Source organism: Streptomyces sp. NPDC051315 (assembly GCF_044455165.1).
Taxonomy (GTDB): domain Bacteria; phylum Actinomycetota; class Actinomycetes; order Streptomycetales; family Streptomycetaceae; genus Streptomyces.
The window spans coordinates 381,968-408,289 of sequence record NZ_JBITEN010000003.1; the positions used below are offsets into that span (position 1 = coordinate 381,968).

At 74.0% G+C, this 26,322-nt stretch carries 25 protein-coding genes and 1 pseudogene; 11 read left to right on the forward strand and 15 right to left on the reverse strand.

What is annotated here, in order from left to right:
- Positions 1-128 precede the first annotated feature (128 nt).
- Positions 129-1,799, forward strand: coding sequence for an alpha-amylase family glycosyl hydrolase (locus ACIBBD_RS08085; RefSeq protein WP_399418455.1), 1,671 nt, complete (start codon positions 129-131; stop codon positions 1,797-1,799).
- A 6-nt stretch (positions 1,800-1,805) separates the two neighbouring features.
- Here the strand turns inward: ACIBBD_RS08085 and ACIBBD_RS08090 are convergent, their stop codons facing one another.
- A complete protein-coding gene (locus ACIBBD_RS08090; RefSeq protein ID WP_399418674.1) occupies positions 1,806-2,558 on the reverse strand; it encodes a DUF4142 domain-containing protein in 753 nt (250 codons plus the stop codon).
- 180 nt (positions 2,559-2,738) lie between these two features.
- On the opposite strand from ACIBBD_RS08090, the gene ACIBBD_RS08095 reads away from it, so the two are divergent.
- Positions 2,739-3,449 carry an MOSC domain-containing protein gene (locus tag ACIBBD_RS08095; RefSeq protein ID WP_399418456.1) on the forward strand — a complete coding sequence of 237 codons (711 nt, stop codon included), beginning with the start codon at positions 2,739-2,741 and terminating at the stop codon, positions 3,447-3,449.
- Positions 3,450-3,554: 105 nt separating this feature from the next.
- Here ACIBBD_RS08095 and ACIBBD_RS08100 read toward each other — a convergent pair whose 3' ends face one another.
- Positions 3,555-4,406 (reverse strand): hypothetical protein, encoded by an 852-nt coding sequence (locus ACIBBD_RS08100; RefSeq protein ID WP_399418457.1) that lies wholly within the window; start codon positions 4,404-4,406, stop codon positions 3,555-3,557.
- Between the two features lie 110 nt (positions 4,407-4,516).
- Between ACIBBD_RS08100 and ACIBBD_RS08105 the strand changes: the two genes are divergently transcribed.
- The 3 genes from ACIBBD_RS08105 to ACIBBD_RS08115 are packed head-to-tail and all read left to right on the forward strand — an operon-like array spanning position 4,517 to position 7,096.
- Positions 4,517-5,038, forward strand: coding sequence for a GNAT family N-acetyltransferase (locus ACIBBD_RS08105; protein WP_399418458.1), 522 nt, complete (start codon positions 4,517-4,519; stop codon positions 5,036-5,038).
- 4 nt (positions 5,039-5,042) lie between these two features.
- Positions 5,043-6,077 carry a glycoside hydrolase family 26 protein gene (locus ACIBBD_RS08110; RefSeq protein ID WP_399418459.1) on the forward strand — a complete coding sequence of 345 codons (1,035 nt, stop codon included), beginning with the start codon at positions 5,043-5,045 and terminating at the stop codon, positions 6,075-6,077.
- Between the two features lie 53 nt (positions 6,078-6,130).
- Positions 6,131-7,096: a M23 family metallopeptidase gene (locus ACIBBD_RS08115; RefSeq protein WP_399418460.1), complete on the forward strand. Its 966-nt coding sequence runs from the start codon at positions 6,131-6,133 to the stop codon at positions 7,094-7,096.
- Between the two features lie 541 nt (positions 7,097-7,637).
- Here the strand turns inward: ACIBBD_RS08115 and ACIBBD_RS08120 are convergent.
- Positions 7,638-8,150 carry a hypothetical protein gene (locus ACIBBD_RS08120; RefSeq protein WP_399418461.1) on the reverse strand — a complete coding sequence of 171 codons (513 nt, stop codon included), beginning with the start codon at positions 8,148-8,150 and terminating at the stop codon, positions 7,638-7,640.
- Positions 8,151-8,326: 176 nt separating this feature from the next.
- Here ACIBBD_RS08120 and ACIBBD_RS08125 point away from each other — a divergent pair, with 176 nt between their 5' ends.
- Positions 8,327-8,812, forward strand: coding sequence for a hypothetical protein (locus tag ACIBBD_RS08125; protein WP_399418462.1), 486 nt, complete (start codon positions 8,327-8,329; stop codon positions 8,810-8,812).
- Positions 8,813-8,847: 35 nt separating this feature from the next.
- On the opposite strand, the gene ACIBBD_RS08130 is transcribed toward ACIBBD_RS08125, so the two are convergent.
- From ACIBBD_RS08130 to ACIBBD_RS08140, 3 genes are all read right to left on the reverse strand, one after another.
- Positions 8,848-9,198 carry a DUF1036 domain-containing protein gene (locus ACIBBD_RS08130; protein WP_399418463.1) on the reverse strand — a complete coding sequence of 117 codons (351 nt, stop codon included), beginning with the start codon at positions 9,196-9,198 and terminating at the stop codon, positions 8,848-8,850.
- Positions 9,199-9,208: 10 nt separating this feature from the next.
- Positions 9,209-9,412 carry a hypothetical protein gene (locus ACIBBD_RS08135; protein WP_399418464.1) on the reverse strand — a complete coding sequence of 68 codons (204 nt, stop codon included), beginning with the start codon at positions 9,410-9,412 and terminating at the stop codon, positions 9,209-9,211.
- Between the two features lie 437 nt (positions 9,413-9,849).
- On the reverse strand, positions 9,850-10,134 hold the full coding sequence (locus tag ACIBBD_RS08140; protein WP_399418465.1) for a hypothetical protein: 285 nt from the start codon (positions 10,132-10,134) through the stop codon (positions 9,850-9,852).
- Positions 10,135-10,359: 225 nt separating this feature from the next.
- Between ACIBBD_RS08140 and ACIBBD_RS08145 the strand changes: the two genes are divergently transcribed.
- The 4 genes from ACIBBD_RS08145 (at position 10,360) to ACIBBD_RS08160 (ending at position 15,683) form a co-directional block, all read left to right on the forward strand.
- Complete coding sequence (locus ACIBBD_RS08145; RefSeq protein ID WP_399418466.1) at positions 10,360-12,108, forward strand: lysyl oxidase family protein; 1,749 nt, start codon at positions 10,360-10,362, stop codon at positions 12,106-12,108.
- An 81-nt stretch (positions 12,109-12,189) separates the two neighbouring features.
- Positions 12,190-13,323 (forward strand): hypothetical protein, encoded by a 1,134-nt coding sequence (locus ACIBBD_RS08150; RefSeq protein WP_399418467.1) that lies wholly within the window; start codon positions 12,190-12,192, stop codon positions 13,321-13,323.
- 71 nt (positions 13,324-13,394) lie between these two features.
- Positions 13,395-13,874 (forward strand): hypothetical protein, encoded by a 480-nt coding sequence (locus tag ACIBBD_RS08155; protein ID WP_399418468.1) that lies wholly within the window; start codon positions 13,395-13,397, stop codon positions 13,872-13,874.
- A 510-nt stretch (positions 13,875-14,384) separates the two neighbouring features.
- The gene (locus ACIBBD_RS08160; RefSeq protein WP_399418469.1) at positions 14,385-15,683 is read left to right on the forward strand and encodes an LCP family protein; all 1,299 of its coding nucleotides are present in this window, start codon (positions 14,385-14,387) and stop codon (positions 15,681-15,683) included.
- A gap of 171 nt (positions 15,684-15,854) precedes the next feature.
- Here ACIBBD_RS08160 and ACIBBD_RS08165 read toward each other — a convergent pair whose 3' ends face one another.
- Positions 15,855-16,016, reverse strand: coding sequence for a hypothetical protein (locus tag ACIBBD_RS08165; RefSeq protein ID WP_399418683.1), 162 nt, complete (start codon positions 16,014-16,016; stop codon positions 15,855-15,857).
- Here ACIBBD_RS08165 and ACIBBD_RS08170 point away from each other — a divergent pair.
- Positions 15,978-16,220 (forward strand): annotated as a pseudogene (locus tag ACIBBD_RS08170) (GNAT family N-acetyltransferase); the annotation flags it as partial. The gene ACIBBD_RS08165 and the pseudogene ACIBBD_RS08170 sit on opposite strands and share 39 nt — an antisense overlap.
- A 113-nt stretch (positions 16,221-16,333) precedes the next feature.
- Here ACIBBD_RS08170 and ACIBBD_RS08175 read toward each other — a convergent pair.
- The 8 genes from ACIBBD_RS08175 to ACIBBD_RS08210 form a co-directional block, all read right to left on the reverse strand.
- The gene (locus ACIBBD_RS08175) at positions 16,334-17,722 is read right to left on the reverse strand and encodes an NADase-type glycan-binding domain-containing protein (protein WP_399418470.1); all 1,389 of its coding nucleotides are present in this window, start codon (positions 17,720-17,722) and stop codon (positions 16,334-16,336) included.
- Positions 17,719-18,276, reverse strand: a complete 558-nt coding sequence (locus tag ACIBBD_RS08180; RefSeq protein ID WP_399418471.1) for a phage tail protein — start codon at positions 18,274-18,276, stop codon at positions 17,719-17,721. Before ACIBBD_RS08180 ends, ACIBBD_RS08175 begins: the two co-directional genes overlap by 4 nt.
- A 97-nt stretch (positions 18,277-18,373) precedes the next feature.
- Complete coding sequence (locus ACIBBD_RS08185; protein WP_399418472.1) at positions 18,374-20,332, reverse strand: putative baseplate assembly protein; 1,959 nt, start codon at positions 20,330-20,332, stop codon at positions 18,374-18,376.
- Entirely contained in the window at positions 20,332-20,775 is a 444-nt protein-coding gene (locus ACIBBD_RS08190) for a GPW/gp25 family protein (RefSeq protein WP_399418473.1), read from the reverse strand. The genes ACIBBD_RS08185 and ACIBBD_RS08190 overlap by 1 nt, the downstream gene beginning before the upstream one ends.
- A 97-nt stretch (positions 20,776-20,872) precedes the next feature.
- On the reverse strand, positions 20,873-22,780 hold the full coding sequence (locus ACIBBD_RS08195) for a VgrG-related protein (RefSeq protein ID WP_399418474.1): 1,908 nt from the start codon (positions 22,778-22,780) through the stop codon (positions 20,873-20,875).
- Positions 22,780-23,505, reverse strand: coding sequence for a LysM peptidoglycan-binding domain-containing protein (locus tag ACIBBD_RS08200; RefSeq protein ID WP_399418475.1), 726 nt, complete (start codon positions 23,503-23,505; stop codon positions 22,780-22,782). The genes ACIBBD_RS08195 and ACIBBD_RS08200 overlap by 1 nt, the downstream gene beginning before the upstream one ends.
- Before the next feature lie 16 nt (positions 23,506-23,521).
- Entirely contained in the window at positions 23,522-23,947 is a 426-nt protein-coding gene (locus ACIBBD_RS08205) for a phage tail protein (protein WP_399418476.1), read from the reverse strand.
- A 42-nt stretch (positions 23,948-23,989) separates the two neighbouring features.
- On the reverse strand, positions 23,990-24,826 hold the full coding sequence (locus ACIBBD_RS08210; RefSeq protein ID WP_399418477.1) for an extensin: 837 nt from the start codon (positions 24,824-24,826) through the stop codon (positions 23,990-23,992).
- Between the last annotated feature and the right edge of the window lie 1,496 nt (positions 24,827-26,322).

The following is a 26,322-nucleotide window of genomic DNA, read 5'->3' on the forward strand; positions in this document are numbered from 1 at the left end:
GATGGCTGTCAACCTGCGCCGATGCAGGGGGAGTTCAAGGTTCCGTCACCGATTCCGCACGTGTGGAATGATCCGATCCGCATGGTGCGGACGTTGTCTTTCCCGGCAAAGTGGACAGGCTTCACGACGTGACCGACTTCGACACCGCTGCCACGACCGACCTGTCCTCCCGCAACCCCGACTGGTGGCGCCAGGCCGTCGTCTACCAGGTGTACCCGCGCAGTTTCGCCGACGCCGACGGCGACGGGCTCGGCGACCTGCGGGGCGTCACCGAGCGGCTGCCGCACCTGGGCGCCCTCGGCGTCGACGCGCTCTGGCTGAGCCCGTTCTACCCGTCCGAACTGGCCGACGGTGGCTACGACGTCATCGACTACCGGGACGTCGATCCGCGCCTGGGCACCCTGGACGACTTCGACGCGCTGGTCGCCGAGGCCCACCGCCTCGGTCTGAAGGTGATCGTCGACCTCGTCCCCAACCACACCTCCCACCGCCACGTCTGGTTCCAGGAGGCCCTCGCCGCCGGCCCGGGCTCACCCGCCCGCGACCGGTACGTCTTCCGCGACGGACGCGGCGCGCACGGCGAACTGCCGCCCACCGACTGGCAGTCCGTCTTCGGCGGCAGCGCCTGGCAGCGCGTCCCCGACGGCCAGTGGTACCTGCACCTGTTCGCCCGCGAGCAGCCCGACCTCAACTGGGACCACGAGGAGGTCCGCGAGGACTTCCGCACCACCCTGCGCTTCTGGTCCGACCGCGGGGTCGACGGTTTCCGCGTCGACGTGGCCCACGCCCTCGTCAAGGACCTGCGCGAGCCGCTGCGGGACCTCGGCGCCGCGGAGCGCAGCGACGAGGAGGCGCTGGCGTCCATGGAGCCGGGCACCCACCCCTTCTACGACCGCGACGAGGTCCACGCGATCTACCGCGACTGGCGCCGCATCCTCGACAGCTACTCACCGCCCCGCACGGCCGTCGCCGAGGCCTGGGTCCCGGGTGCCCGCCGCGCCCTGTACGCCCGCCCCGACGAGCTCGACCAGGCCTTCAACTTCGAGTACCTGAAGGCCCCCTGGGACGCGAAGGCGATCCGCGAGGTCATCACCGCCTCCCTCGCCACCGCCCGGGCCGTCGGCGCCTCGGCGACCTGGGTGCTCTCCAACCACGACGTCCTGCGCCACACCTCCCGCCTGATGCTCCCGCCCGGCACCGACCAGAACGCCTGGCTGCTGTCCGGCGGCCACGCCCCGCCCGTCGACGAGGAGGCCGGCCTGCGCCGCGCCCGCGCGGCCACCCTGCTGATGCTGGCGCTGCCGGGATCGTCGTACGTCTACCAGGGCGAGGAGCTCGGGCTGCCCGAGGTCGCCGACCTGCCCGTGGAGGTCCTCCAGGATCCCCTCTGGGAGCAGACGGGCCGCGTCCGCAAGGGCCGTGACGGCTGCCGGGTGCCGCTGCCGTGGACCACGACGGGCCCGTCGTACGGCTTCGGCGCGGGCGGGGCGTGGCTGCCGCAGCCCCCGTCCTTCGCGCGGTACGCCGTCCAGGCGCAGGACGGCACGGACGGCTCCACCCTGGAGCTCTACCGCACGGCCCTGCGGCTGCGCCGCAAGCTGCTGGAGGGCGAGGAGCTGACCTGGGCGGAGGAGACCCCGCCCGGTGTCCTGGCCTTCACCCGCTGCGACGGCTGGCGGTGCGTCACCAACCTGTCCGGGCGGCCGGTGCCGCTGCCGCCCGGGGAGGTGCTGCTGACCAGCGTTCCCCTGGACGGTGACGGACGGATCGGGCCGGACACGACGGTCTGGCTGGCGTAGGGGGACTCAGCCCGCCGTGGGGGTGGGGGCCGGGGCCACCCCGCCCACCACGGCCGCGCCGTCGATGTCCACGGGCGTGGACGTGGCGGTCGGCGGCGGCGTGAGGACGACCATCGGCTGGCCGGCGGCCGGCGGCGGCGGGGTCATCTCCGACTTGGGCAGCTTCGGCGGGGTGGTCTGGTTGAAGAGCGTCTGGTCGAAGTCGACCATGCCGGTCTTCTCCATCACCGTGATGTGGTCGAGGACGGTGTCGTTGGCCTGGTCGGCCAGCGCCCGCACCAGGGTGTTCTTCGTGGTGGAGCGGACCTTCGCCACGGTGTTGAAGATGGAGCCGTGCGTCTGGCGGAGGATGTTCGCGAACGTGATGTCGAACTGCTCGCCCTGGGCCGCCTGCAGTGTGTTGACGAAGCCGATCTGCTGCGGACTGGCCACGTTGGGCAGCGTGATGTTCAGCATCGGGGCGATCTTGCGGCAGGTGGTGTCCAGGGCCGCGTGCCCGTCGATGAGGTGCTCGCTCGCGGTCTTCACCGCCGGGCTCTGCCCCTTCTGCAGCCCGATGAAGCCGACCGGGTACTCCCACAGACCGGCCGCCCGCACGGCCACCACGAAGGCCCGGTCGCTCTCGGTCAACGGGCCCCACTGCGTGTTGGCGATGATCCGGTCGTTCGAGGTGGAGACCGTCTCCAGCCCCAGCATCGACGGATAGGCGAGGGCCACGAGGGTCAAGCTCAGAGCGCCGCCCACGAAGGCAGTTCCCATCGCGTTCCGCGAAAAGCGCACCGTTCCTCCTTGCCCGTTCGGGGATACCGCCCTGTGCTCGGCGGGGTCGGACGCACAGGAGTACGGACGCGGGGCCGCGAGAACTCACCGGATTCCGCAAAAACTTGCCCGCCGCGCCACGACGGGCGAGTAGGTTCCCGGAAAAAGGGGGCGTTGCGCATGGTGGCGAAGGTCGCGGAGCTCACGTACTACCCGGTGAAGGGCTGCGCCGGGATCACCCTCACGGAGGCGGAGCTGACCCCGACGGGTCTGCGGGACGACCGCACGTACGCGATCGTCGACGACAAGGGCGACGTCCGCTGGCAGTGGGGGGACCCCGCGCTGGCCCTGATCACACCGGAACTGTCCGACGGGGAACTGCGGTTGCGCGCCCCGGGCAGGGAGACGCTCCGCGTGCCGCCCGACGGGAGCGGGGCGGACGCCTGGCTGACGGAGTTCCTCGGCGCGCCGAGCCGCCTGGTCCGCCCGCCCGCCGGCAACAGCGGCCGTCTGCACGTCGTCTCGCGCGCCAGCCTGGACCTGCTGAACGCCAGGCTCGTGGAGCGCGGCGCCGATCCCCTCCCCATGGACCGCTTCCGCCCGAACATGGTGATCGACGGCTGGCCGGCCCCGCACACGGAGGACGGCGTCGCTCACCTCACCGTCGCCGGCACCCGGCTCACCTTCACCGAGCGCACGATCCGCTGCGCCATCACGATGGTCGACCAGGAAACGGGCCGCCGCTGCGGCCCCGAGCCCCTGCGCACCCTCGCCGACTACCGACGGGAGACGGAGGGGGTCGCCTTCGGCGCCTACTTCACCGTCGAGCGGGCGGGGAAGGTGACCGTGGGGGACGAGGTGTCGGTGGCCCACGGCGTGCGGGACGTCTGACGCGCGGACCGCACCGGACGACGGCGGCCGGACGACGGAAGCGCGGGGCGGGCCGGATCGAGAATTGCTCCGCGGGCGTCGCCGTCGTCCGGTGCGGGGGTCACCTCAGAGCCCGTACCGCCCCTTCAGGTGCCGCCAGAAGTCGCGCAGCATCCACTTGTCGAACTCGGTGATGTGCGTGGCGCTGCCCGCCTTCATCAGGAAGCAGCACTGGCCGGTCGGGGTCCAGTCGTAGAAGTCGTCGAGGCCGAAGGTGTGGCCGACCTCGTGCAGGTAGATGTGGATGTTCTGCTGGTCGAGGGCGGAGGTGAAGTACTCCTGGCCGAGCCGCTGGCCCCAGTCGCCGCCGGCGCCGCCCTGGAAGCCCTTGGTCAGCCAGAGGGACTGGTCGTAGTGGCGGGCGGTGCCGCCGGGGCACTGGGAGTAGTCGCCGTCCTGGTGGAAGAAGCGGCCGCAGTCGGGGGCGCACTGCGGGGCGCCGCCGCCGTCGAGGACGTTGGTGTAGATGTCGACAGAGTTGTCCGTCCACTGGAGGGTGGCGCGGTTCTTGACGGCCCAGCCGACGATGTTGACGGGCACGGTGGTGTACGGCCAGTTGTCGTAGCCCCGGCCGTTCTCCACCTGGGCGGCCATCCACAGGGCGAACTGCCGCTTCAGCGCGGCGTGGACGCGGTCGCGCAGGGCGGCGCTGACCGGGGCGTCGGACTCCCAGCGGACGCAGTAGTTGATGCTGCCCTTGTTGGCCATGACCTGGTCCCAGCCGTAGTTGCGGAACCCGTGGAGGTCGGGGTAGGTCGTCGAGACGTGGTTCCAGACCTCGTCGAGCGGCTGGACGAGCTGGGCGGGCGGGTTCCACTCGTCGGCCGCCTCGGCGCGGGGGGCGGCGGTGCCGGTGGCGTGGAGCAGCGCGGCCAGCGCCGCGAGCACGGTGAACAACCGTACGAGGTGTCTGCGCATGGAGTGAACTCCTCGTGTGGGGGACGGATCCACGGACGCCTGTTGGTCGCCGCGGCCCCCGCCGGGGTTGCCGTCCTCCCGGATCGCGGGCTCGCGTACGCTGCACCGCCATGACGGACTGGAGCCTGCGCCCGGCCACGGCGGCGGACGTCGAGGCCGTGGCCGACCTGCGCGCCGTGGTCCTCCGCCCCGACCTGGAGCGACTCGGCCGCTACGACGAGCACGGCGTACGGCAGCGCCTGCGCGACGGGTTCGTCCCGGCGCACACCCGGATCATCGAGATCGGCGGCGTCCTCACCGGCTGTGTGGCGCTCCGCCCGGCGGCCGACGCCCACTGGCTGGAGCACTTCTACCTCGCCCCGAGCGCCCAGGGCAGGGGCATCGGCTCCGCCGTCCTCACCGGACTGCTCCGCGACACCGACCGCACCGGTACCCGGGTCCGCCTCGACGTCCTGAGGGGCAGCCCGGCCCGCCGCCTGTACGAGCGACACGGGTTCGTACGGGAGCGGGAGGACGCGGTGGACGTCTTCCTGGTGCGCGAGCCGGCGCACGGCCGTCGGACTCCTCGTACCCGGTCCGGGTGGTCTCCTGGCGAGTTCAGGGTGCCTGAGGGCGGGAGGCGGTCATCATGAGCCGATGCGCCCTCCCTTCCGCGCCCGCCGCGGCACCCCCCGCGCTTCCCGGAGCCTGCTGCGCGGGCTCCTGAGGCCCTGCCTCACGGCCTTCACCGTCCTGGTCCTGCTCTCCGCGCCGGCCTGCGTCCCCCTGGGGCGCGGCGCCGGTGGGCCGCCGCCGCGCGACCCGCCCGCCTTCGGGGCGTACGTCGGGTACGACTCCACGGCGGTGCGGCGGCTGGCGGAGCTCGACGGGTGGGTCGGGGCGGCCACGCCACGGGTGGGCAGGGCCTTCCTGCCCGGCGACCGGTGGAGCAGGATCGAGGGCGAGCCCGGACATCTGAGGCACTGGGGGACGTGGCGCAGGGCGCGCGCGGACCGGATGTTCGTGCTGAACGTGCCGATGCTGGAGCGCAACGAGGCGCACCTGCCGGACTCCGTGGTGCGCATGGAGCTGGCCAAGGGCGCGGGCGGGGCGTACGACGAGCACTTCCGGGTGCTCGGCCGGCGGCTCGTCGCGCTCGGGCTGCGCGACGCCGTGCTCGTGGTGGGCTGGGAGATGAACGGCATCACCTACACCCACCGCTGCGGGCCGGACCCGGCTGCCTGGAAGCGCTACTGGACGCGGATCGTGCGGGTCATGCGGGCCGTGGAGGGGCAGCGGTTCCGGTTCGAGTTCACGCCCAACCGGGGTCGGGACGCGATCCCGTGGACCAAGTGCTACCCCGGTGACGCCTACGTCGACGTCATCGGCATGGACGCCTACGACCAGCCCGAGGGCATGCGCTTCGAGGAACAGGTCGACGAGCCGTACGGACTCGCGGATCACGTGCGGTTCGCCAAGCGGCACGGCAAGCCGGTGGCGTACCCGGAGTGGGGGCTGTTCCGGAACGGGGACAACCCCGCCTACGTGCGCGGCATGCTCGCGTGGTTCGCCCGGCACCGGCCCCTCTACCAGACCATCAGCGACTACTGCCCGCACGGGGTGTGGCGGTGCCGGGACAATCCACGGTCGTCGGCCGTGTACCGGGCCTGGGTGGCGCGGCCGTTCGGCTGAGGGCGCGGCGCGTCGACCGGACCGCGCTCGAGTGCTGGTCCGATGATCCCAAGATGCGACGAGAACACTCCGCGCGCCACTCCGCCGCCGCCACCTTCCTGGCGGCCGCCCTCCTGGTGGCGCTCGCCGCGGTGCCGGCCGGCGCCGGGAGCGACGCGCTGCGCGAGCGGGCCGCCCGGGTCGTACGGGCGCACGAACAGGCCCGTGAACGGGCCGACCGGCTCAGGGCGGCGCACACCGACGCGGACGCCGGTACCGCACATACCGCCGAGCCCCGTCCCGACGTGGCTGCCGGCGCCGCCGACACCGAGGCCGAGGCCGCCGAACGCCGCCGCAAGGCGCTGCGCGCCGAACTGTGGGACCTGCTGTGGACGAGGGCGCGCGACGCCGGCGATCCGGTCGCCGTCGACGCGTCGGGGCAGGCCGGACACTGCACCCCCGACCGCACCCCGGCTCCCGCCCGCGGCCGGCCGTCGAAGCGCGACGGCGCGGCGGCCCGCAGTCGTTCGTCCGCGCGCGACGGGGCGGCGGCCCGCGCCGCAGCCCCCCGCCCGGCGGCCCGCACCGAGGCCGGCACCAGGGCCGGCGCGGCGGCGGCCTGGACCGCCCCGACCCGCGGCTACTGGCTCTCCGCCGGCTACGCCGAACGCGGCTCCCGCTGGGCCCACCGCCACACCGGCCAGGACTTCGCCGTGCCCACCGGAACCCCCGTGTACGCCGTCGGTCCGGGCGTCGTCCGAGCCACGACCTGCGGCGACGGCTTCGGCCGGCAGGTCCTGGTCCGCCATCCCGACGGGTACTTCACGCAGTACGCCCACCTCTCCCGCATCGACGTCCGCAAGGGTCAGCGGGTCGGACCGGGCCGACGCCTCGGCCTCTCCGGCGCCACCGGCAACGTCACCGGCCCCCACCTCCACTTCGAGGTACGGATCACGCCGTACATGGGATCGGCCGTGCCGCCGCTGGAGTGGCTGCGGAGAAAGGCGGTCGAGGTGGTGCCGGGCGCCCCGGGCGACTAGGTGTGCTGTCCGGCGACGTCGGTGACCCGCGTGCGGGGCGCTTGAACGGGTGAGTGCCTGCCGGGTGGTTCGGTGGGGAGCGCGAAGTCCGCACCGACGTCCAGAAGGTCCCGGACGGTGACCCGGGGTGGTCATTGATCGTTCCCCGGTCATGACCATGCCTTAGACGGTCACGGGTTTCTGTTCACGGCGGTCGCGGCAGGAGCGGTGATCTCCTCGGTGTCTCCTTCGTCTGCGGGGGAGTCGGTGGTTTTCCTGTCGCCGGCGTTCGGGACCAGCTGCGCCAACCACTCCGAAACCGGGCGGAGGGGGCAACCCCCCACGGCACCGGAGCGGCCGACGGGAAACCTCGCCGGGCTGCCGATCGGAAGCCCGGTAATCAGTGTGGCGGCGCCGATCTCCCCCTGGCAGGACGAGCTTCTCGATCACATCCAAGTCGGTCCGGTCAACGTGAACGAGCCGGCGGGCCGGCAGGCGCTCGGGGGCTGGGTGGCGTGTCCCGGGGCGGCCAACCGGGGGCGGACCCCGGGGAAGGCTCGCCTCAGGCCGGCCGGGTCGTCGTCCTCGGCGGCCGGTACGTGGCCAGCGCCCAGATCACGAACACGTCGATCGCGATGAGGATGATCGACCAGACCGGGGCGTACGGCAGGAACAGGAACTGCGCGACCATGCTCAGCGCGGCCATCGCGATGCCGACGGCCCGGGCCCATTCGGCCCCCCTGAGCAGGCCCGCGCCGGTGCCGGCCGCCACGGCTCCCAGGATCAGCAGGATCCAGCCCCACCCGGTGAGGCTGATCTCGTAGACGTAGTCGCCGATCCGGGCGTACACGTCGTCCTCGGCGATCGCGGCGATGCCCTGGACGACGGTGAGGAGGCCGTGCACCAGCATCAGCACCCCCGCGAAGACGACACCGCCGGCCGCCCACCCGCTGTCGGCCGCCGGCGGGGCGGCCCGGGCCGATGGGGGCCGTCCGGTGCCCTGGTGGGACGGATCCCAGACGGGTGAGTCCTCGGGGGAGGGAGTGTGGGACTGCGACGACGGCTGCTCGCGCATGGCCGTACCCCGTTCCTGTGGGCGACTGCGTCAGTCGGCTGTTCTCCCTCGACCATCGGTCCGGCCGGGGGCCGCCACCACGAGGAGTGGCCCGTCCGGGTGAGCCGGCATGCGGGCAGCGGCGGCCGGCCCTTCACTGGAGGCGACCCCAGGACGTACCGCACGCCGGAGGCCCCATGACATCCCACCGCACGCACTGGACCGGGCGGGCCGCCCTGACGGCGACGGCGTGCGCCCTCCCGCTCTGCGCCTGCTCGGACGAGACCGACCCGTCGTCCGTGGCCAGCCGCGCCGCCTCCGCCGCCGAGTCGGTCGGCGACCGCGCCGCGTCCGCCTTCGCGTCGGCGAGCGCGGAGGCCGGCCGCCGGCTGGACAGCATCAAGGGCGGCGTCGACGCCAAGGCCGACGTCAGACTCGGCACCCCGTCCACCGACGCCGACGGCCGCACCACGGTCGACGTCACCGCCACCAACCCCGACGACTCGGCCAAGTCCTTCACCGTCCAGGTCGACTTCAAGGACCCCGACGGCACATGGCGCGACACGGTCCTCGTCACCGTCCCGGACGTCCCCCCGAAGGCCTCCCGGACCTCCACGGCCCGCAGCACGCACAAGCTGCCGAAGGGAACCCAGGCGGAGGTGCCGCGGGCGGTGCGGCACTGACGTGGCCGGCGGCGCCACAGCCACCCGACCCGGGGTCAGGCTCCGCGGAACGTGTGGACGTGGTCGGAGCCGGTGACCTCGAACTGGTGCATGTGGATGGTCCTGGACTGGCTGTCGGCGGTCTTCTCGCACCACTCGAAACGCCGGGTCGGGACCAGCTCCGGAAAGGTGCCGCCCCACTCGAGACCGTCACTCGTGTGGGCGTAGGCGTACCAGAACCGGTTCACGTCGTCGGCATCGCCACCGAAGACGACGGCCTCCTGCCCGGGTTCGATCTGCCACCAGCCCTTCTTGAGCCAGTCGCCCCCGTCCGGGCAGTTGGGGAAGAACCACTCGACCATCGCCCAGATCGTCTCGTGGTGGTTGTTCCTGAACCTGAGTGACATGACGTCCTCCTCACACGGAGGGAGCTTGCTTGCGGACCGCGGGCTTCTGACTGCCGGCCTGCGCGCCGGCGTCCAGCCCGGCGGTGATGCGCGCCTCACTCGCGCTTTCCCCGCCGCCTCCTGCCGCTGCCGCCCTGGCGGCCAGTGCGCGATCCAGCGCCTCGTCACTGGTTTCGGTGGTCGGGTCGGCCTGTGCGGAATCCTCATACGTCATAGGGGTGCTCCAAGTGCTCCGGACCTGGACCTGAAGGGGGAGTTGCCGCGATCCCCGGCTGCGGGGACCGGGCAAGGGGCCGCGTCGTCAGCGAAACGCGGGCCGGAAGAGTCCCACTTCTCCAGTCTGGTCCCGCACTCCGCATCACGCATGCCGAGTCCCGGGGGCCGGCCCACCCGTACCACGCGCACCTGCCCCGCCCCCGGCCCTCGTCGGCGGCCGCCACCCCCATGCGCAGGCGCAGTCCCGCATCAGGCCGGGGCCCGCGTCCGTCCTCGGCGTCGCGAGACCCGCCAACTGGGCGTTTCGGCACCCTAATTGTGGGCGGGTGTCCCCAACTCCGAACCGCAGAAGCCGTCGGCGCAGCGGACGCGGAGGGCGGCGGGGCCGCGGGGGCGATGCCGGCCACGCCGACGGCCTCGGCCGCAGGACAGCGGCTACGCCTCCCCCACCCCCCGCAACGCCTCCTCCGCCACCCCCCACCGTTCCCGCAGGGCCTGGTGACCCGCGGGGGTCACCGTCACGATGCGGGTCGTGGGGTGGTGGGTCAGCCAGTGCCGGTCGAGGGCGTGGTGGAAGAGGGTCGCTCCGAGGGCGCGCCGCGCGTCCACGCCGACGCGTCCGTCGTCGTCCCCGGCACCCAGCACGTCGACCCGTCGGCGTGGAGCCCGCTCGTCCACAACTTCCGGCACCACCACGGCCTCGGCCCGGAACTGGGGCACGGATTCCGGTCCGAGACCCCGCGGGGATCCGCGAACGGTTCCGCGAGGGGATCCGCGAGGGGACCCCTGACGTGAACCGCGCCGTGAGGTGATTTCCCGACAACAGGCAACCCCGGCAAGGGTTTTACCTGTCTCACAGGATGTTCACAGAGGCGGTCGGGGCGCGTGGGGTGCGTCCGCACGAGTGCCGCCTTTCGTGGGCTGTCCAGTCCGATGCCACTGACCATGGCACTCGCAGACGAGGAACCGATGACCAGTCAGCCACAACGCAAGAGGTTCCAGCGCGCGGCGTTCGCCGCGGGGGCCGCGCTCACCGTCGTAGCCGTCGCCGGGGCGGCACCCGTCGCCGGCGCGGCGCCGAAGAGCACGCCCGGCGTACCGGAGCTCAAGCTGATCGCCGCGTCGCAGTCCGTGACGCTCGACCGGTGGGAGGGGGAGCCCGGCGTCTACCTGGACCTGGGCACGTACCTCGCGGTCGACAACGCGCCGCTGGAGTTCAAGGTGACGCGCAAGTCGTACAAGGACCCCGTCGTCGCCCAGCAGATCCTGCGCGACGGGACCAGGACGAAGACGAAGAAGCTGCCCGCCGGCCTGGTGAACGACTTCAAGGGGCTGCCCGGCTTCCTCGAGGTGTCGCTCACGGACGCATCCGGGGCCGAGGTCGCGACCAGCAAGGGCACCTTCTGTCCGAACAACGCCTCCGGGCGGATCCGTCCGGACGCCCCGGCGACCTCGCACTACCCGGAGAGCTGCCCCACCAACCCGTTCACGCTGGGCTCGGTGTGGGGTGTGGAGCAGGGCTGGGCGGCCAACTCCAGCGGCGTCGACTACGACAAGCCGGTGGACCTGCCGGCGGGCGAGTACACGGCCAAGGTGTCGGTGGCGAAGAAGTACCGGGACCTGTTCTCCATCCCCGACGACCGGCCGACCATCAAGGTGACGGTGCGGGAGCAGAGCTGGGGCGACGGCGAGGGGGCCGCCGGCCTGCGGTCCTCCGCGGCCCACGGCGCCCACAACGGCACCGGCGCCCACGGCGCCCACTCCGCGCACGGCGCCCACTCCGCGCACGCCGGCCACGCGGCGCAGGACACGGGCCACCACTACGGTCCGCGCGGCGCCGACGCGCCCACCCCGCCCGCCCTCTCCCACGCCCTCGAGGACCGCGGCCTGGCCCACCACCTCGGCGACGGCAGCGGCCACACCGACGGCTCCCGCGTCGCGCCCGCGCTGACGGCCAACGCCAAGCGGCCCACCGGCCGTGCCGGCGTTCCGGCCGACGTGCCCAAGCCCGACCTGCGGTCCCTGCCGGCCTGGGACATCATGATCACCGACGGTGAGGACGGCGACGTACCCGGCAAGGACTACCTCGCCTTCAGCGCCAACGTCTGGAACGCCGGCCCCGCCCCGCTCGTCGTGGACGGATTCCGCAGCCCCGGCCAGGACCTGATGGACGCCTACCAGTACTTCTACGACGCGAACGGCAAGCAGGTCGGCTACACCCCCACCGGCACCATGGAGTGGGACCCGCGCATCGGCCACGAGCACTGGCACTTCACCGACTTCGCCAGCTACCGCCTGCTGAGCGAGGACAAGACGAAGGAGGTGCGCAGCGGCAAGGAGGCGTTCTGCCTCGCCAACACCGACGCCGTCGACTACACGGTGAAGAACGCCAACTGGCACCCGTACAACACCGACCTGTCGACCGCCTGCGGCCAGCAGAACTCCATCTCCGTCCGCGAGGTCCTGGACGTCGGTTCCGGTGACACGTACACCCAGTACCGCCCCGGCCAGTCCTTCGACGTCACCGACCTGCCCAACGGCACGTACTACATCGAGGTCCTCGCCAACCCGGCCAAGCGGCTGAAGGAGACCGACCTCGGCAACAACGTCTCCCTGCGCAAGGTCGTCCTCGGCGGCACGCCGGGTGCCCGTACGGTGACGGTTCCGCCGTACGACCTGATCAACGCCCCATAACCGGTGGGGGCGTTGGCGGCGGACATGTCAGGATGAGGATGTCCTGATCATGACCGTCGACTCGGGGGAGCGGACGACGCCATGAGCACCACCTCCACCGCCGATGCCTACGACCGGCCGCCGTACCGCACACCCGTCGCCCCGGCCCGCCCGAGCGGGCCGGGTGCGTGGGTGCTGGACGTGCTGCTGCCCTGGCGGCTGGCCAGGCGCGTCTACGGGCCGTTCCACGCCTTCCGCTTCAGTGCCTCCGACGCCCTCGGCCTCGCCGCGCCGGGGCAGCCGGTCGTCACCACCCTCGCCTCCCAGGCGGCCGACCCGCTCATCGAACGCCTGCTGCTGCCCCGGGCGTTGCTCGGACTGGGCGTCCTCTTCTTCGTCATCCGCCTGTTCACCGGCGGCGGCGTCCTCGAATCCGTCGGACAGGCCTTCAGCGACAGCGTCCTGATGCTGGCCACCGGCCCGGTCGCCCTGCTCCTGGCCTGTGCCCCGCTGATCGCCCTGGCCCGCCCCGGCACCCGCGGCACGGTGACCCGCCTGTGCGTGCGCCCCCTGCTGACCGCCCTGCTCACCGCGGCCTTCTGCGGCCTGTTCGTGCTCTGGGCGCTCAACGGGTACGACCACGAACCCGACCGGGCGGCCTGGCTGATCCTCGCCGTGCTCTTCGGCCCCTGGCTCACGGTGTTCTTCGGCTCCGTCCTCTACCTGATCCACCGGAACTCCTTCAGCGTCGGCGGCCACCCCCTGGTCCGCCCCCTGGCCTGCGTCCCGCTGGTCTGGCTGACCGCCGTCGCGCACTGCGTCCTCATCGACGCCGTGCAGGCCTACCCGGGCGCGCGGCCGACGCCGTCCTACTACCTGGCCCTGTTCGCGGGTCCGGCCGGGGTGACCGTGACCGCCGCCATCGAGATCGTCCTGCTCCGCCGGCGCCACGGCGTGGGCTTCCGCGGCCCCCTGCCGGGATGGCGGCCGGCGCGGCCCACGGTCCCCGCGGTCCCGGCCGCCCTCGTCGAACGGCTCCGCGCCGACGTGGCGCGCGGCCTGAACCACCACTGGCCCCACTTCACCGACCGCGACGGCGTCGTCTGGGCCGAGACCCCCGCCGTGCACGCGGGCGGGCCGGTGATGTGGCCGTACGTCCCCGCCTTCACCGAGCGGATCCGGCCCATGGCGTGGCCGGAGGCGCAGGCGACGGTGGGGCCGCTGCGGCCGAGGTGAGTGGGGAGCGCCGCGGGCGCGCACCGGCAAACCCGCTGGACGGGGCGTCCGTGCCCTGGAAGGCTCCGCCCGTGTCCCTCCTCGACCTGCTCGCCCGCGCGGCGCTCACCGCCCGTCTGGGCCCGGTCTTCGTCGGGGCGTCCTGGGACGACGTCACCGCGGCCCTGGGCGAGCCGCGCGACATGCTCCCGGCGCGCCGGCGCCGCCCCTGGCCCCGCCTGTTCGGCTACGGCGACCTCGAGGTGTTCGTGTGCCGCTGCCGCGAGGTCAGGATGCTGACCGTCCCGACCTGGCGGGACACCGTGGACCTGCCCACGCCGCTCACCGGGGGCGCCGGCACCTTCCCCGGCGGGCCGGCCGAGCCGGACGTGATCGCCGCGCTGGAGAGGGCGGCCTGCCCCTGGGAGCCCGACCCCGCCCTCACCTTCCGCGACCAGCGCACCCTGCGCGTCCCGCCGACGTCCGCCGCGTTCACCTTCGTCGTCCCCGACGACGGCCTCCCCGTCCTGCACGCGATGGGCCTGCCGGACAACGGCCACCGCTGCCCGTGAGGACAGCTCGGGGGACGACCGCCCCATCCGCCGGCTGATCCGCGAGGAGACCGCCCGCCGGGTGACGCGCACCCCGGGCCGCCCGCGCCTCCGCGCCCCCGGCACCCGCTCGCGCCCGGTCCCCCGGCGGCCCCGGGGACATGACGACGCGGAGCCCGGGGACGCGCCCCGGACCACCCCGGAGACCCGCACGCCAGAGGCGCCGCCGGTCCCCAACGCCGGGAACGCCCGGGGCACATGAGTCGTCTGTGTTTTCGGGACGTATTCCTACCTGCGTGTAGGGTTCCGTCGTTCGGCGGTGACCCACGCCGCACGATCCGAGCACGGTGTACGGGGTGACAGACGGCCGAGGCGGAGGGGCGAGCGCCGGTGAGCGGAACAGGAAGGCGGCGGCGTACTCCGCCGGGCGGGTCCGGCGGACCGGGCAGGACCGGAGGGCCGGGGAGGGCCGGAGGGCCGGGGAAGACCCGGCTGACGCGGCGGGGGCGCGTGCTGGCGTGGAGCGCGGGGGTGACCTCGGTGGTCGTCCTCGCGGTCGGCGGGGTCGGCGCGTGGATCTACCAGGACCTCAACGACAACATCAGCTCCGCCGACGTCGACGACAAGCTGGGCGGCGACCGGCCCGAGAACCTCAGCCCGGGCTCGAAGAACATCCTGGTCGTCGGCTCCGACAGCCGTGAGGGCGCGAACGCCGAGTACGGCAACAAGAAGGACCTGACCACCATGCAGTCGGACACGCTGATGGTGCTGCACGTCCCCGCCGACCGCAAGTGGGCCGCGATCGTGTCGTTCCCGCGTGACTCGTGGGTGGAGATACCCGCCTGCGACATGGGCAACGGCAAGACGTCCTCCCCGCACAAGGGCAAGATCAATGAGGCGTTCGCGATCGGCGGCACCAGCGGCGAGGTCGCCGAGGCCGCAGCGTGCAGCATCAAGACCGTCGAGGCACACACCGGCCTGCGCATCGACAACTTCATGTCCGTCGACTTCTCCGGCTTCAAGGGCATGGTCGACGCCCTGGACGGCATCGAGGTCTGTCCCGAGCAGGCCATCAAGTCGGACAAGGCGCGCCTCGACATGAAGGCCGGCTGCCAGACCGTCGACGGCGAGACGGCCCTCGGCTACGTCCGGGTCCGCTACGGCGTCGGCGACGGCTCCGACATCGGACGCATCGGCCGCCAGCAGGAGTTCATGAACGCCCTGGTCAAGAAGGCCAAGGAGAGGCTGACGAGCCCCAACTCGCTGTACGGCTTCCTCCAGTCCGCCACCAAGTCCCTGACGACGGACCCCGATCTGGCCGGCATCCAGCCGATCTACGCCCTCGCCAACGAGCTCAAGGGCATACCCAGCGACCGGCTGGCCTTCCTCACCGTGCCGAACTACCCGCGCGAGGCCGACATCCCGACGGACAGGGCCAACGTCGTCTGGCAGTACCCGCAGGCCGCCAACCTGTTCACCTCCCTGGCCAAGGACAAGGAGATGACCAAGGCGCAGTTGCAGGCGGCGGTGAAGGACCTCGTGTACGCCTCCTCCGTGCGCGTCCAGGTCCTCAACGGCACGGGAGTTTCCGGACGCGCCGCCGCCGTCGCCGAGAAGCTGCGGACGGCCGGCTTCACCGTCGCCGGCACGGGCAACGCGCCGGAGACGGTGAGCAAGACGGCCATCACCTTCCCGACGGGTCTGGAGAAGCAGGCCGCCGTCCTCTCCTCGCGCCTGCCCAAGGCCCGTTCCGCCGCGTCGGCGGACGCCACCGCGGGTGTGGTCACCCTCGTCGTCGGCCCGGATCTGAACGTGGCCGAGCTCGTCTGACGGGTGGTGTGCGGTACCCCCGGGGATGGGGTAAGCTTGATCACGAGCTGGTCGCCACAACAGCGGCGAATCGGTTCTGCGTTGGTGGTCCAAGGAAAGACGCCCCGCTTCCTGCGGGGAGATGCAGGTGCAAGGCCTGCCCGGCGCTCTCACTACGAGGCCCACCCCGTGTCACGCGGGGTGGGCCTCGTGCGTTGTGTATGGCGTCGTCGCCGCCGTCATCACCAGCGTCATCGTCGTCATCGTCGTCATCGTCGTCGTCATGCCGGCGCTTCCGCCCACGGCCCTCCCGGGAAGGCGTGGCGCCGCCGTGGTGTCGCCGCCGCGCTGCACGCCCGGCTCCTCGACGGGCTGGACGTCGAGCGGGTCACGCTGACGGTGCGTCCGGAACCGGAGGCCGCGCCGGCGCGGGCCGCCTACGCCGCGTGGGGCTACCGCCGGGTGGGCGTCTCCCATCCGTGGGAGGACGCGCCGTTCTACGACTGCATGGTGCTCGGCCTGCGCGACCTGCGAGACGTGCGCGACCTGCGCGGCTGAGCGGGGAGGACGGGGTTCGCCGCGAAAGGACGGGAAGAGCGGGCAGGACGGCGACGACGGGGAGGAGCCGGGGTGGCCGTCCTGCCGGCGCCGGTGGCCACCCCGCCCTTCCCTCAGGACGCGTTCGCGTTCGACCGGCCGAAGAACTCGATCTCCGCGATCGCCACCTGCTTGCTCGCGGAGGCCGCGTACGCCGACTCGATCGTGAAGCGGACCTTCGTCACCTCGCCGACCCGGAACGCGCGCCGCTGGCCGCCCGCGCTCTGGTCGAGCGTGAGGTCCCTCGTCGTGGTGGTGCCGTCCTTCCGGGTGATCGTCACCTCGACCCGGTGCGGCAGGGCCGACTGGGAGAGCTGGTCGGCGCGGGTCGAGACGCCCGGCGTGATGATCAGGTCCAGCAGACGGGTGGGTTCGGCGAAGCGGGCCTCGATCCACTCGCCCTGGCCCGACTGGGAGACGCCGGGGCCCCACCAGCTGTTGTTGATCTTGTCGAAGGCCAGTTCCGGCTTGTGGCCCGGGTAGGAGCGGGAGGCGGCCATGCCGTCCGGGGCGACCGGGGCCCGCTTGGCGAAGTGGTCGCGGGTGGCGTGGATCGCGTCCGGGGTGTTGACCCCGGCCCAGACCAGCAGGCTGAGGACGGCCGCGGCCATCACCCAGGTCACCACCCGGTCGAAGGTGCGGCGCAGCCGGGGGCGGTCGCCGGCCCAGGGCGTCTCGCGGTTGCGCAAGTCCAGCACCCGGCGCCACCACGGGCGATGCACCGGCGAGTGGTCCTCGCGGGTCATCGGCATCGCGCAGCGGGCGCAGAAGTGCCGGTCGGGGCGGTTGGGGGTGGAGCACCAGGGGCAGGGCAGGCCGTTCTCGTCGCCCCGTTCGGGGCCGGGGGCGCGCACCTGGGGCCGGTTCGCCACCGGCCGGCCCGGCAGCACCGGGGCGACGGAGGGCGGCGGGGTGGGGCGGGCCTCCGGTTCGGACACGGGCACGAGGAGGGAGCGGGCCCGGGCGGTCATGGTGTCGTCGGGGGCGGGGCCCGCAGCCGGTACCGGTGCGGTGGGGGCCGTGTCGTCGGGGGCCGCCCCCACCGGGGCGGTGGCCGCCGGGGTGTCGGTGCCGTCGTGCGCCGCGGCGGGGTCGTCCGGCGGGAGGACGGGCAGCGGGGTCTCCGTGGTGTCCTCGTCGTCCGGGCTGGTGCGCCGGTCCGCACGGCCGGCCGGCGGATCGGCCGGCGTCCGTGCGGCCGCCCCCGCCGCCCCGGCCGTCTCCGCCGCTCCCGCCGTCTCCGCCGGGGCGGACGTCGTACGGGTGGTGGCGCGGGCGCCTGCCGGGGTGCCCGACGCCTCCGGCTCCGTGGCGGCCGGACCCGGGCGCGTCTCCCGCGCCGGTCCGGACGCCGTACGGGCCGGGGCCCGGTCCGTCCAGCTCAGTACGGCTCCGCAGGCGTCGCAGAAGGACTGGCCCGGCTCCGCCCGGGTGCCGCATTCGGCGCAGTGGTGGGTGGTCATCTCTCCGGGATCCTTTCGGCGGCGGTCACCTTGACCGTGTACGGCATGTGGGCGGGCCGGGCGGCGGCCACGAGGGTGTCCAGGCGGTGTTCGTCCGCCGGGGTGGGGTCGGGCAGGCGGAGCGTGACGTGCAGGTGGGGGCGGTGTTCGCCGGGGAACGGGCCGAGCGGGCGGGCGCTCCAGGCGGCGCCGCCGCTCTCGGAGATCTCCGGCTCGACGCCGAAGGCCAGCCGGATCGCCTCGGCGAGGCCGCGCCGGGTGCCCCGGACCCGGTGCAGGTACGCGGCGGCGGCGACGGCGGTCCGCAGCCTCGGCTCCGGTTCGGTGCCGTCGGTCTCGGCGCCGATCCAGCCGGCCAGCCAGCGGGTGAAGTCGACCGGGGCGAGCGCCGGGTCGAAGTAGGCGGGCAGGCAGTCCAGGACGTTGAGGATCGGCGCGATCACCTCGTCGAGTCCGGCGACGAACCGCTGCGCGAGGTCGTCGTCGGCGAACACGGCCGGCAGCATCGCCCCGATCGGGGCGGAGGAGCCGAGGCCGTCCACGGAGCCCCTCATCGGCGGACCCCCGTGGAGCTCCGGGCGGCATGGGTGCCCGGCTCGCGACGCCCGGCCCGCCCGCTCGCCATGTGCGCGGAGCTCTTGCCGCGGGCGGTCACGAGCCGTCCCCGATCACGCGGACACGGTGGTCGTAGGAGAAGACGAGGGAGGGCGCGGACAGGTCGATGCGGTCCGTCGCCTCGCCCCGCTTGCCGGTCAGCGGGTCGGCGGGGTGCAGGGTGACCTGGTCGACCAGCTCGACGCCGGGGACGCGCTGGAGCACCGCGAACACCTCGCCGGACTGCACGGGACGGCCGAACGGCCAGCCGCGGCCGTCGGCGCCGCCGGTCAGCGGGTCGAGGTGGCGGTAGAGGGCGTCGTGGGCCTGGCGGCGCACCCGGTCGGTGTCGACACCGCGGAAGGCGTGGACGGTGGCCACGACGGTGACGCCCTGGTAGTAGGGCGGGCCGACCGCCAGCCTCGTCCCGATCAGCCGGCGCTCGTCGAGGTGCCGGGTGATGCGGTCCAGGAGGGCGTCGCCGGGGACGAGCTGCTCGAAGCGGAGCCGTCCGCCGGGGTCGGGGACCGCCTGCGGCACCACCAGCACGCGCACCGCGTACGACCCGTGTTCGTCGGGCTTGCCCTCGAGGCAGGTGATGCGGGCGGTCTCGGGGGCCGCCCGGCGGGCCAGCTCCTCGTAGTCGCGCAGGGTGACGGCCCGCTCCTGGGCGCGCAGGGTGATCGGGGCGCGCACCTTCGCCTCCTCGACCGTCTCGCCGTCGACCCCGCCGCGCGCGGCCTCCCGGTTGACGACCTCCGACACGTACGGGACGGAGGTGCGCAGGACCTGGACGGAGCCCCGGGCCACGTTGCCGGCGCGGCCGCCGCCGGTGCGGTAGCGGCGGGCGCGGACGACCGCGCCCTTGGGGGCGACGACGCCGTACTGGCGCAGCCGGCCGTCGGGTTCGCGGACGGACGGCCCGAAGGCGATCTCGCCGGTGGCGGCGTCGAGGGTGATGTGCCGGTCGTGCGGGCCGGAGGCGGCGAAGTGGGGGACGACCTGCCAGTCCACCCAGCCGTCGTGCTCGGCGGTCTGGAGCAGCAGCGGCGGGTCGTCTCCCACGACCGGCGTGTGCGCGAGCCGCAGGCGCTGGCCGGGCAGGCCCGTCGACTCGCCGAGCGCCTCGTCGTACACCGTCTCGGCGTGGACGGTGGGGGCGGTGCCGCCGACCGTGAACGCCTCGGCGCTGCGGACCGTCGGGGAGGTGGTGTAGAAGGGCTGGCCGGGGAGGGGGGCGGTGACGCGGCAGCGCAGCCAGCCGGCCTCCTGGCCGCCGGAGCGGGACAGCACGTGCCCGCCGGGGACGTGCAGGACGACCTCGCCGGGGCGGTTGAGGCCGCCGGTGCCGTCGCGGTCGACCTCGCACTCCTGCCAGCCGTCCTCCGTCCACGCCTCCCACACCAGGGGAGGCTGGCGCGGGTCGACGCCGACGCCGTCCACGCTGCTGTCCAGCTCCAGGCCGACGGCGCAGTGCGGGACGGCCGCGCTCAGCCCGAGCAGCATGCAGTCGCCGGGCTGCGGGGCCTCCGCGAAGCACAGCACGTCCTTGCCCTCGGCGAGGTCCGTGGTGCGGTCGGTCACCGGCCGGCCCTGCTGCTGCACCACCAGGTGCCGCAACGCGCACGGCACGACGGCCAGTGCGCGTTCGGTGGCGAAGACGACGGCCTCCTCGCTCTCCGTGCGGACGGTCGCCACCTCGGTGCCGACCGGCAGCAGCACCGTCTCCTCCTGCGGCGCCGACAGCCAGAACGTCACGTCGGTTCGGGCCGCGGACGGCGGGAACAGGCGGATCCCGACCAGGTCCAGGAAGGCCAGGTGGTTCTTCTCCGGGACCCGGTTGAGCCGGTAGACGATCTGGTCGGCCATGTGGGCGACGGTCTCGACGAGGGTCACCCCGGGGTCGGAGACGTTGTGGTCGGTCCACTCCGGCGCGCGCTGCTGGATGTAGCGCTTGGCGTCGTCGACGAACTGCTGGAAGCGGCGGTCGTCGAGGTTGGGTGAGGGCAGGGCCATCAGCGGTCGCTTTCGGGAGCCGTACCGGAGGAGCCGGAGGAGTCCGGCTCGTCGTGGGACGGGATGACGTAGAAGGGGAAGACGAGGCTGCGCGGGTTGTTCGTGCCGCGGATCGAGTAGCGGACGTCGATGAACAGCACGCCCTGCTCGGCGCCGGCGGTGACCTCGACGTCATGGACCTCGATGCGCGGCTCCCAGCGGTCCAGGCTGGCGTACACCTCGTGCTGGATCCGGCCGGCGGTGGCCTCGTTGACCGGGGCGAACACCAGGTCGTGGATGGCGCAGCCGAACTCCGGGCGCATCGGGCGCTCGCCCGGCGCGGTCGCCAGGACCAGCCGGATCGCCTCCTCGATCTCGCGCTCGCCGCTGACCAGCGCGATGCCGCCGGTGGGCCCGATCCGCAGCGGGAACGCCCAGCCGGACCCGACGAACTGTTCGGCCATCAGAGGGCCACCTGCCTTCTCCTCATTCCTTCCGGTCCCCTCTCCGGCTGTCCCGGCTTTCCCGGCGCTCTGTTGCCGGCCGGCCGCTCGGCGGCCGTCACGGGATCGGGTACGGCTTGGCGTTGACGAACACGGCGCCCTGGAGGGCGAGCGTGACGGCCCGGAGGCCCACGTTGGCGACGGAGTTGACCTGCACGGTGCCCGTCGCGGAGAGCGTGGCGGCGCCGGCCGCCTTCAGGTCGAGGGCGCCGAAGGCGTTCACGCTGACCGCGCCGGCGACCGACCGGAGGTTGACCAGGCCCTGTCCCCGGAGGGTGAGCGGCCCGCCGCTCTTGATCGTCACGCTGCGGCCCGCGCTGAGCGTGAGGTCCGTGCCCGCCTCCACGGACACCGACCGGGTGCCGGTGATGCTGACCGTGCCCTTGCTGTCGACGGTGATCTCGGTCTTCGTCCGGTCGAGGTTGATGACGAGCTTGTCGTCACCGCTGGTCACGCGCACGCCCTGCTTGCGGCCGCCGGTCCGCTGGCTGAGCAGGTCGACCCGGTTGCCGTCCCGGTCGGACAGGGTGTGCCGGGCGGCCCGGTGCCGTGCCCCGTCGTGCAGCGGGACGTCCTTCACCGGCGTCGGCCGGTCCTTGCCGTTGTAGAGGCCGCCGATGACGTACGGGTGGTCCAGGGCGCCCCGGTCGAAGGCGACCAGCACCTCGTCGCCGACGTCGAGCGGGAAGACGGACCCGCCGTCCTTGCCGCCCCACTGCACCACCCGGGTCCAGTCGCTGACGTATGTGTCGTCCAGCCACGGGAACTGGAGCTTGACCCGGCCCTGCTTCAGCGGGTCCTGGACGTCGGTGACGAGGGCGTTGGCGGTGCCGGGCAGCCGCAGGCCGTTCTGCGCGTCCCCGCCGCCCGAGGACAGCCCGTACAGCGAACGCCACTGCCGGCCGCTGACGGTCACCCACGCCTCGTAGTGCTTCCCGTCGCCGAAGACGTGCCGTACGGAGGTCGCCGTGTACTTGCCCTCGAAGGGGGCGCCGACGTCGGCGAGCGCGACGGGCAGGCCGGGCCGCAGTTTCGGCGTTCCGCGCGCGACGACCTCCAGCTCGGCGAAGGAGCCGGTGACGTCGTCGGCGAGGGCCTCGGCGGCGAACTTCACCTCGGACTGCCGGTCGTACGGCACCTGCGCGTCGACCAGCTTGGCGGGTTTGAAGCGGGCGGCCGCCTCGCCGGGCGTGGTGCCGATGCTGATGCCCGGGTTGGTGCGGGCGGGGGCGGTGGCGGTGAGCTTCTTCTTGGTGGTGACGTCCCAGCCGCGCGCCTCGACCGTGCCGACCTGTTCGGCGGCGGAGACGGCGGCACGCAGGCGCAGGATGTCGGTACCGGCCTCCAGGACGAAGGGGCTCTTCTCCCCGGGGGTGGAGACGGGCGGAGCACCGGAGGCGGGGTCGGGCCGGACGAACTGGAACTTTCCCTTGGCGTCCACCGACATGACCATCTCGTTCTCGTCGGCGAGGCGGGCGAGGAAGTCCCAGTCGGTGACGTTGGCCTGGCTGATGAACTCGTAGACCGTCCTGGTGGACTCGATCCGCCCGACGGGGACGCCGTCCTGGGCGGCGAGCCGGCGGGCGATGTCGGAGGCGCTCTGGTTGCGGTAGGCGGCGACCCGGCGCCGGCGCATCAGGCGGTGGCCGTGGTCGTAGCCGCGGATGACGGTGAAGGTGCCGGTGCCGTCGTAGTCGGCCTCCAGGCCGCACACCTCGCCGGTGAGCAGCGGGTCGGCGGCGCCCTGGCCGTCGGCGACCGGGGCGAGGACGACCGGGGTGCCGAACCGTACGCCCAGTTTGCCGAGGATCTGGTGGTGGGGGTCGCGGAAGGTGAGCCGGAAGGCGGCCGGCACGCCGAGGCCCTGGTCGACCCAGCCCTCGACGAGGAGCGGCGCGAAGTCGGAGGGGAGGGGACGGCCGCCGAGGGTGACCTGGATGACGCTGGAGTACGCCGACTGCACCATCAGAAACGGACCTCCTCGGCGGCCGGGAGGACCAGTTCGACGCCGGTGGGCAGGCGGGTCGGGTCGTCGATGCCGTTCGCCTCGGCGATGGCCCGCCAGGCCGAGGTGTCGCCGTACTCGCGCCAGGCGAGGGACTGGAGGGAGTCGCCGGCCACGACCCGGTGCACGCGCTGGGCGGTCAGGGCGCCGGAGGTCGGGTTCTGGCCCTTGGTCTTGCTGGGGATCTCGTGCAGCCGGACCTGGCAGGTGGCGCGGATCGGGACACCCGTCGTGCCGAACAGCGAGTAGGTGGCGTCGACACTGCTGACGTAGGCGGTGAACCGGGCCGTGGAGAACGAACCCCACTGGAAGACCACCCAGGGGGGCGAGGGCTGCTTGGCGGCGATGCTCTTGGTGGTGACCTCGCAGCACTCCAGGAGCGACTCGACCTTCTTCAGGACGGTGTTGCTGCCCGGCTCGTCGGAGGAGTCCAGGAAGATCTCGACCGTCATCTCGCGCGGCTCCGGGCCCATGAACTCCGGTACGGAGCCGTCGCGGACGGCGGCCGTGGGGGTCACCTTCCACTGGGCGCGGCGGCCGAGTTGCAGCTGCGCCGGATTGAAGTCGAACCCGAAGGACCTGATGAGGCCGCCCGGTGTGGTGCTGGAACCGACGGGCGGTTCGTGGATCGCGAGCGTGGCGCGGACCAGGCTCTTGCCGGCGCCGCCCTTGCTTCCCCTGGGCATGTGTCGCTGTCCTCCCTCAGTCCGTGAAGCCGTGGTGGGTGATCTCCAGGACCTCCGTCGCGACGCCCGGGCTGGCGGGGTCGAGGGACGGGCCCTGCCAGCTGACCGGCAGCACGTCGATCAGCCCCCACCGGGCCACCTCCGAACCGTCGGCGCGCAGCGCCGCGATCTGGGCGGTGGGGCGGGTCACCCCCGTGGTGATCGACGAGATCCACTTGGCGACCTTCGTCGTGTCCGGGGTGAGGGGGCGGGTCAGGCGGATCGTGGAGAAGGTGACGCGGGAGGGGAGCTGCCAGACGAAGCCGTTGTTCCCGCCCTCCTGGCGGTGCTCGATCTCCACCTGGGAGGACAGGCCCTCGCACCCGTTGAAGTAACCGAGGCTCTCGCCGTCGATGGTCAGGGTGAAGAAAATGGTGGAGCCCGGGTCGAGATCGCGGGACATCGAAGGGCCGGCCTTTCTGGGTTGCTGACGTGCGGTCGAGGGTCAGTGGCGGGGGTCGCGGAGCCTGCCGATCCGCTCGCGGTCGAGCCGGAGTTCGGTGCGGAGGAGACGCGTGATGCGTCCGGTGAGGCGGTGGGTGAGCTCGTCGAGCTGGAAGTCGGTGAGGGACCGGGGGTCGAAGGGGGCCGGGGGCGTGGCCGGGGACGTGGAGGTGGCGGGGGGCGTGCGCGTGGGTGCGGACGTGGCTCTGGGCGCGGGACGCGGGGTGGGCGTGGAGGCGGGAGCCGGGGCGCGCTGGATGAGGGGTGCCGGTTCCGGTGCCGGGGCGCGCTGGATGAGCGGTGCGGGTGCGGGTGAGGGGGCCGGGACGGGCGTCGGCGTGGGGGTGGGTGGGGCCGCCGGGGGTGCCTGGGGAGTGGTCGCCGAGGGACGGGGGGCGGTGAGGGCCTGACGGGGTCGCGCGACCCGGCGGGGGTCCGTGCCCGGGGTGGTGCGGCGCAGGGGGACGACGGCGGGTGGGACCGCCCTGCGCTGTACGGCTGGTGCGGGGGCGGACGCGGCCGGGCGCGGAGTCGGCAGGGGGACGGCGGCCGGGGGCGGGGTGGATGGCCGGACGGCCGGGTGGCCGCTCTCGACGGTCCCGGGAGCGGGGAAGGAACGAGGCACGGGAGGAGCGGGGTGGGCGGTGGCGTTCCCGGGCGTGGCGGTGCGCTGCACGGCGGGGACGACCTGCGGGGCCACGAGCGGCGTCGCGTCCGAGGGCCGGGTGGGCAGCGGGCCGCCGAGCAGGGGGCGCGCGGGCTGGGTGGGTGGGGCAGGGGCCGCGTGCGTACGCGGGGTCGTCGGCAGGGGCGCGCCCAGGGCGGCGGTGCGCTGCACCGGGGGCAGGGGTTCGGCCGGCCGGTCGCCGAGGGCCCGGACGGCACCTGACGGAACGTCCGACGCGAGGCGTGCGGGCGGCGTGGGCGGAACGGGCGGCGTGGGCGCGAGGTCCGACGCGGGGCTCACGGGCGGCGTGGGCGGAACGGGCGGTGAGATCCGCTGGGCGGTGGCGGGGCGTGCGGAGGGGCCGCTCGGAGGGGCCGCGGCTCCGCGCGCGGGGGCGCCGAGGCCGACCCGCCGGGGGCCGGGAGGTGTCGGCGACGCGCTCCGCTGGACGCGCGGCGCCACGGTGGCGTGCGCGGCCGGTGACTCGGCGGCGGGCGCGGGCGGTACGGCAGCCGGGCGCGCGGGCGGTGTCGTACGGCTGGGGGCGGGGGTACGGCCGTCAGGCGCCGCAGGCTGGGCGGGCGCGGCCGGTTGCCGACCATGGGCGGGTACGGGGCCGGGGGCGGCCGGGGCCGTCGACCGCCGCACGTCGGCGGGCGCGGCGTCGGCGGCGGCCGGGGCGGGCGGCACAGCGCGGCCGGAGGTGGAGGACCGCTGCACGCCGGTGGGGACGGGAGCCGGACCGGGCGTCGGCCGGGCGGGCGGCTCCGTGCGGCCGGAAGACTCCGTGCGGCCGGGGGCGGCCGATCGCTGCACGCCGGCCGGCGTGTCCGCAGCGGGCGGGGACGGGTTGGTCGCCGGGGCCGGAACTCCCCGGCGGGCCGGTGTGCCCGTGGGCATGCCGGGTCCGCCGACGGGCGGCGTCGGCACACCGGGCGACGGCTCGGCGCCGGACCCCGGGACGGAGGGTGCGGCCGGTGCCCCGCCCCCGGCGTCGGCTGCCCGCGCGGCAGCGGCAGGCGGTGTCGTACGGCCGACAGCGGCACGCTGCACGCTCGCCGTTCCGGCGCCGACCCGGCCGGGAGCGGGGTCGGGCGTGCCCGGCGTGGCGGCCGGGCTGGTGGGAGCGGGCGCCGAAGTGGTCCTCGCCGCGACGGACTGCGGAGAGGCGGACACCGGAACGCGCTGGACAGCCGGGAGCGTCCTGCCGTCCGGGGTGGGCTGCGCGGCCGGAGCGGCCCCCCCGGTCGAAGCGGCGCTCGCGGCGGGGTTCGGCGCCGTGCCGGGACGGGTGGTGGTCGCCGGGTTCGGTGCTGTGCCGGGACGGGTGTCGGGGGCCGGGCCTGGCGCTGTGACCGGGCCGCTCCCAGAAGCCGGGCTTGCCCCCGCTGCCGGGCGGGAGGCGGTGCCCGCATTCGGCGTTGCCGTCGTCCCCGGCCCGACCGGCGCACTCGACCCCGGCCCGACCGGCGCACTCGGTCCGGCGGCCGGCGCCGGACGCCTGGCAGCCGCCCGCTGAACGGCCGGTGCGCCCGCGCCGGACGTCGTCGAGGCAGCCGGTGCCGGAAGAGGCGGCCGGGCAGCGGAGGGCGCGGACTGCTGTGCGGGCCGCCGGTCAGGCGGGGCCGGGGCCGGGTGGGAGGCCGTACCGCCGGTGTCCGGAGCCG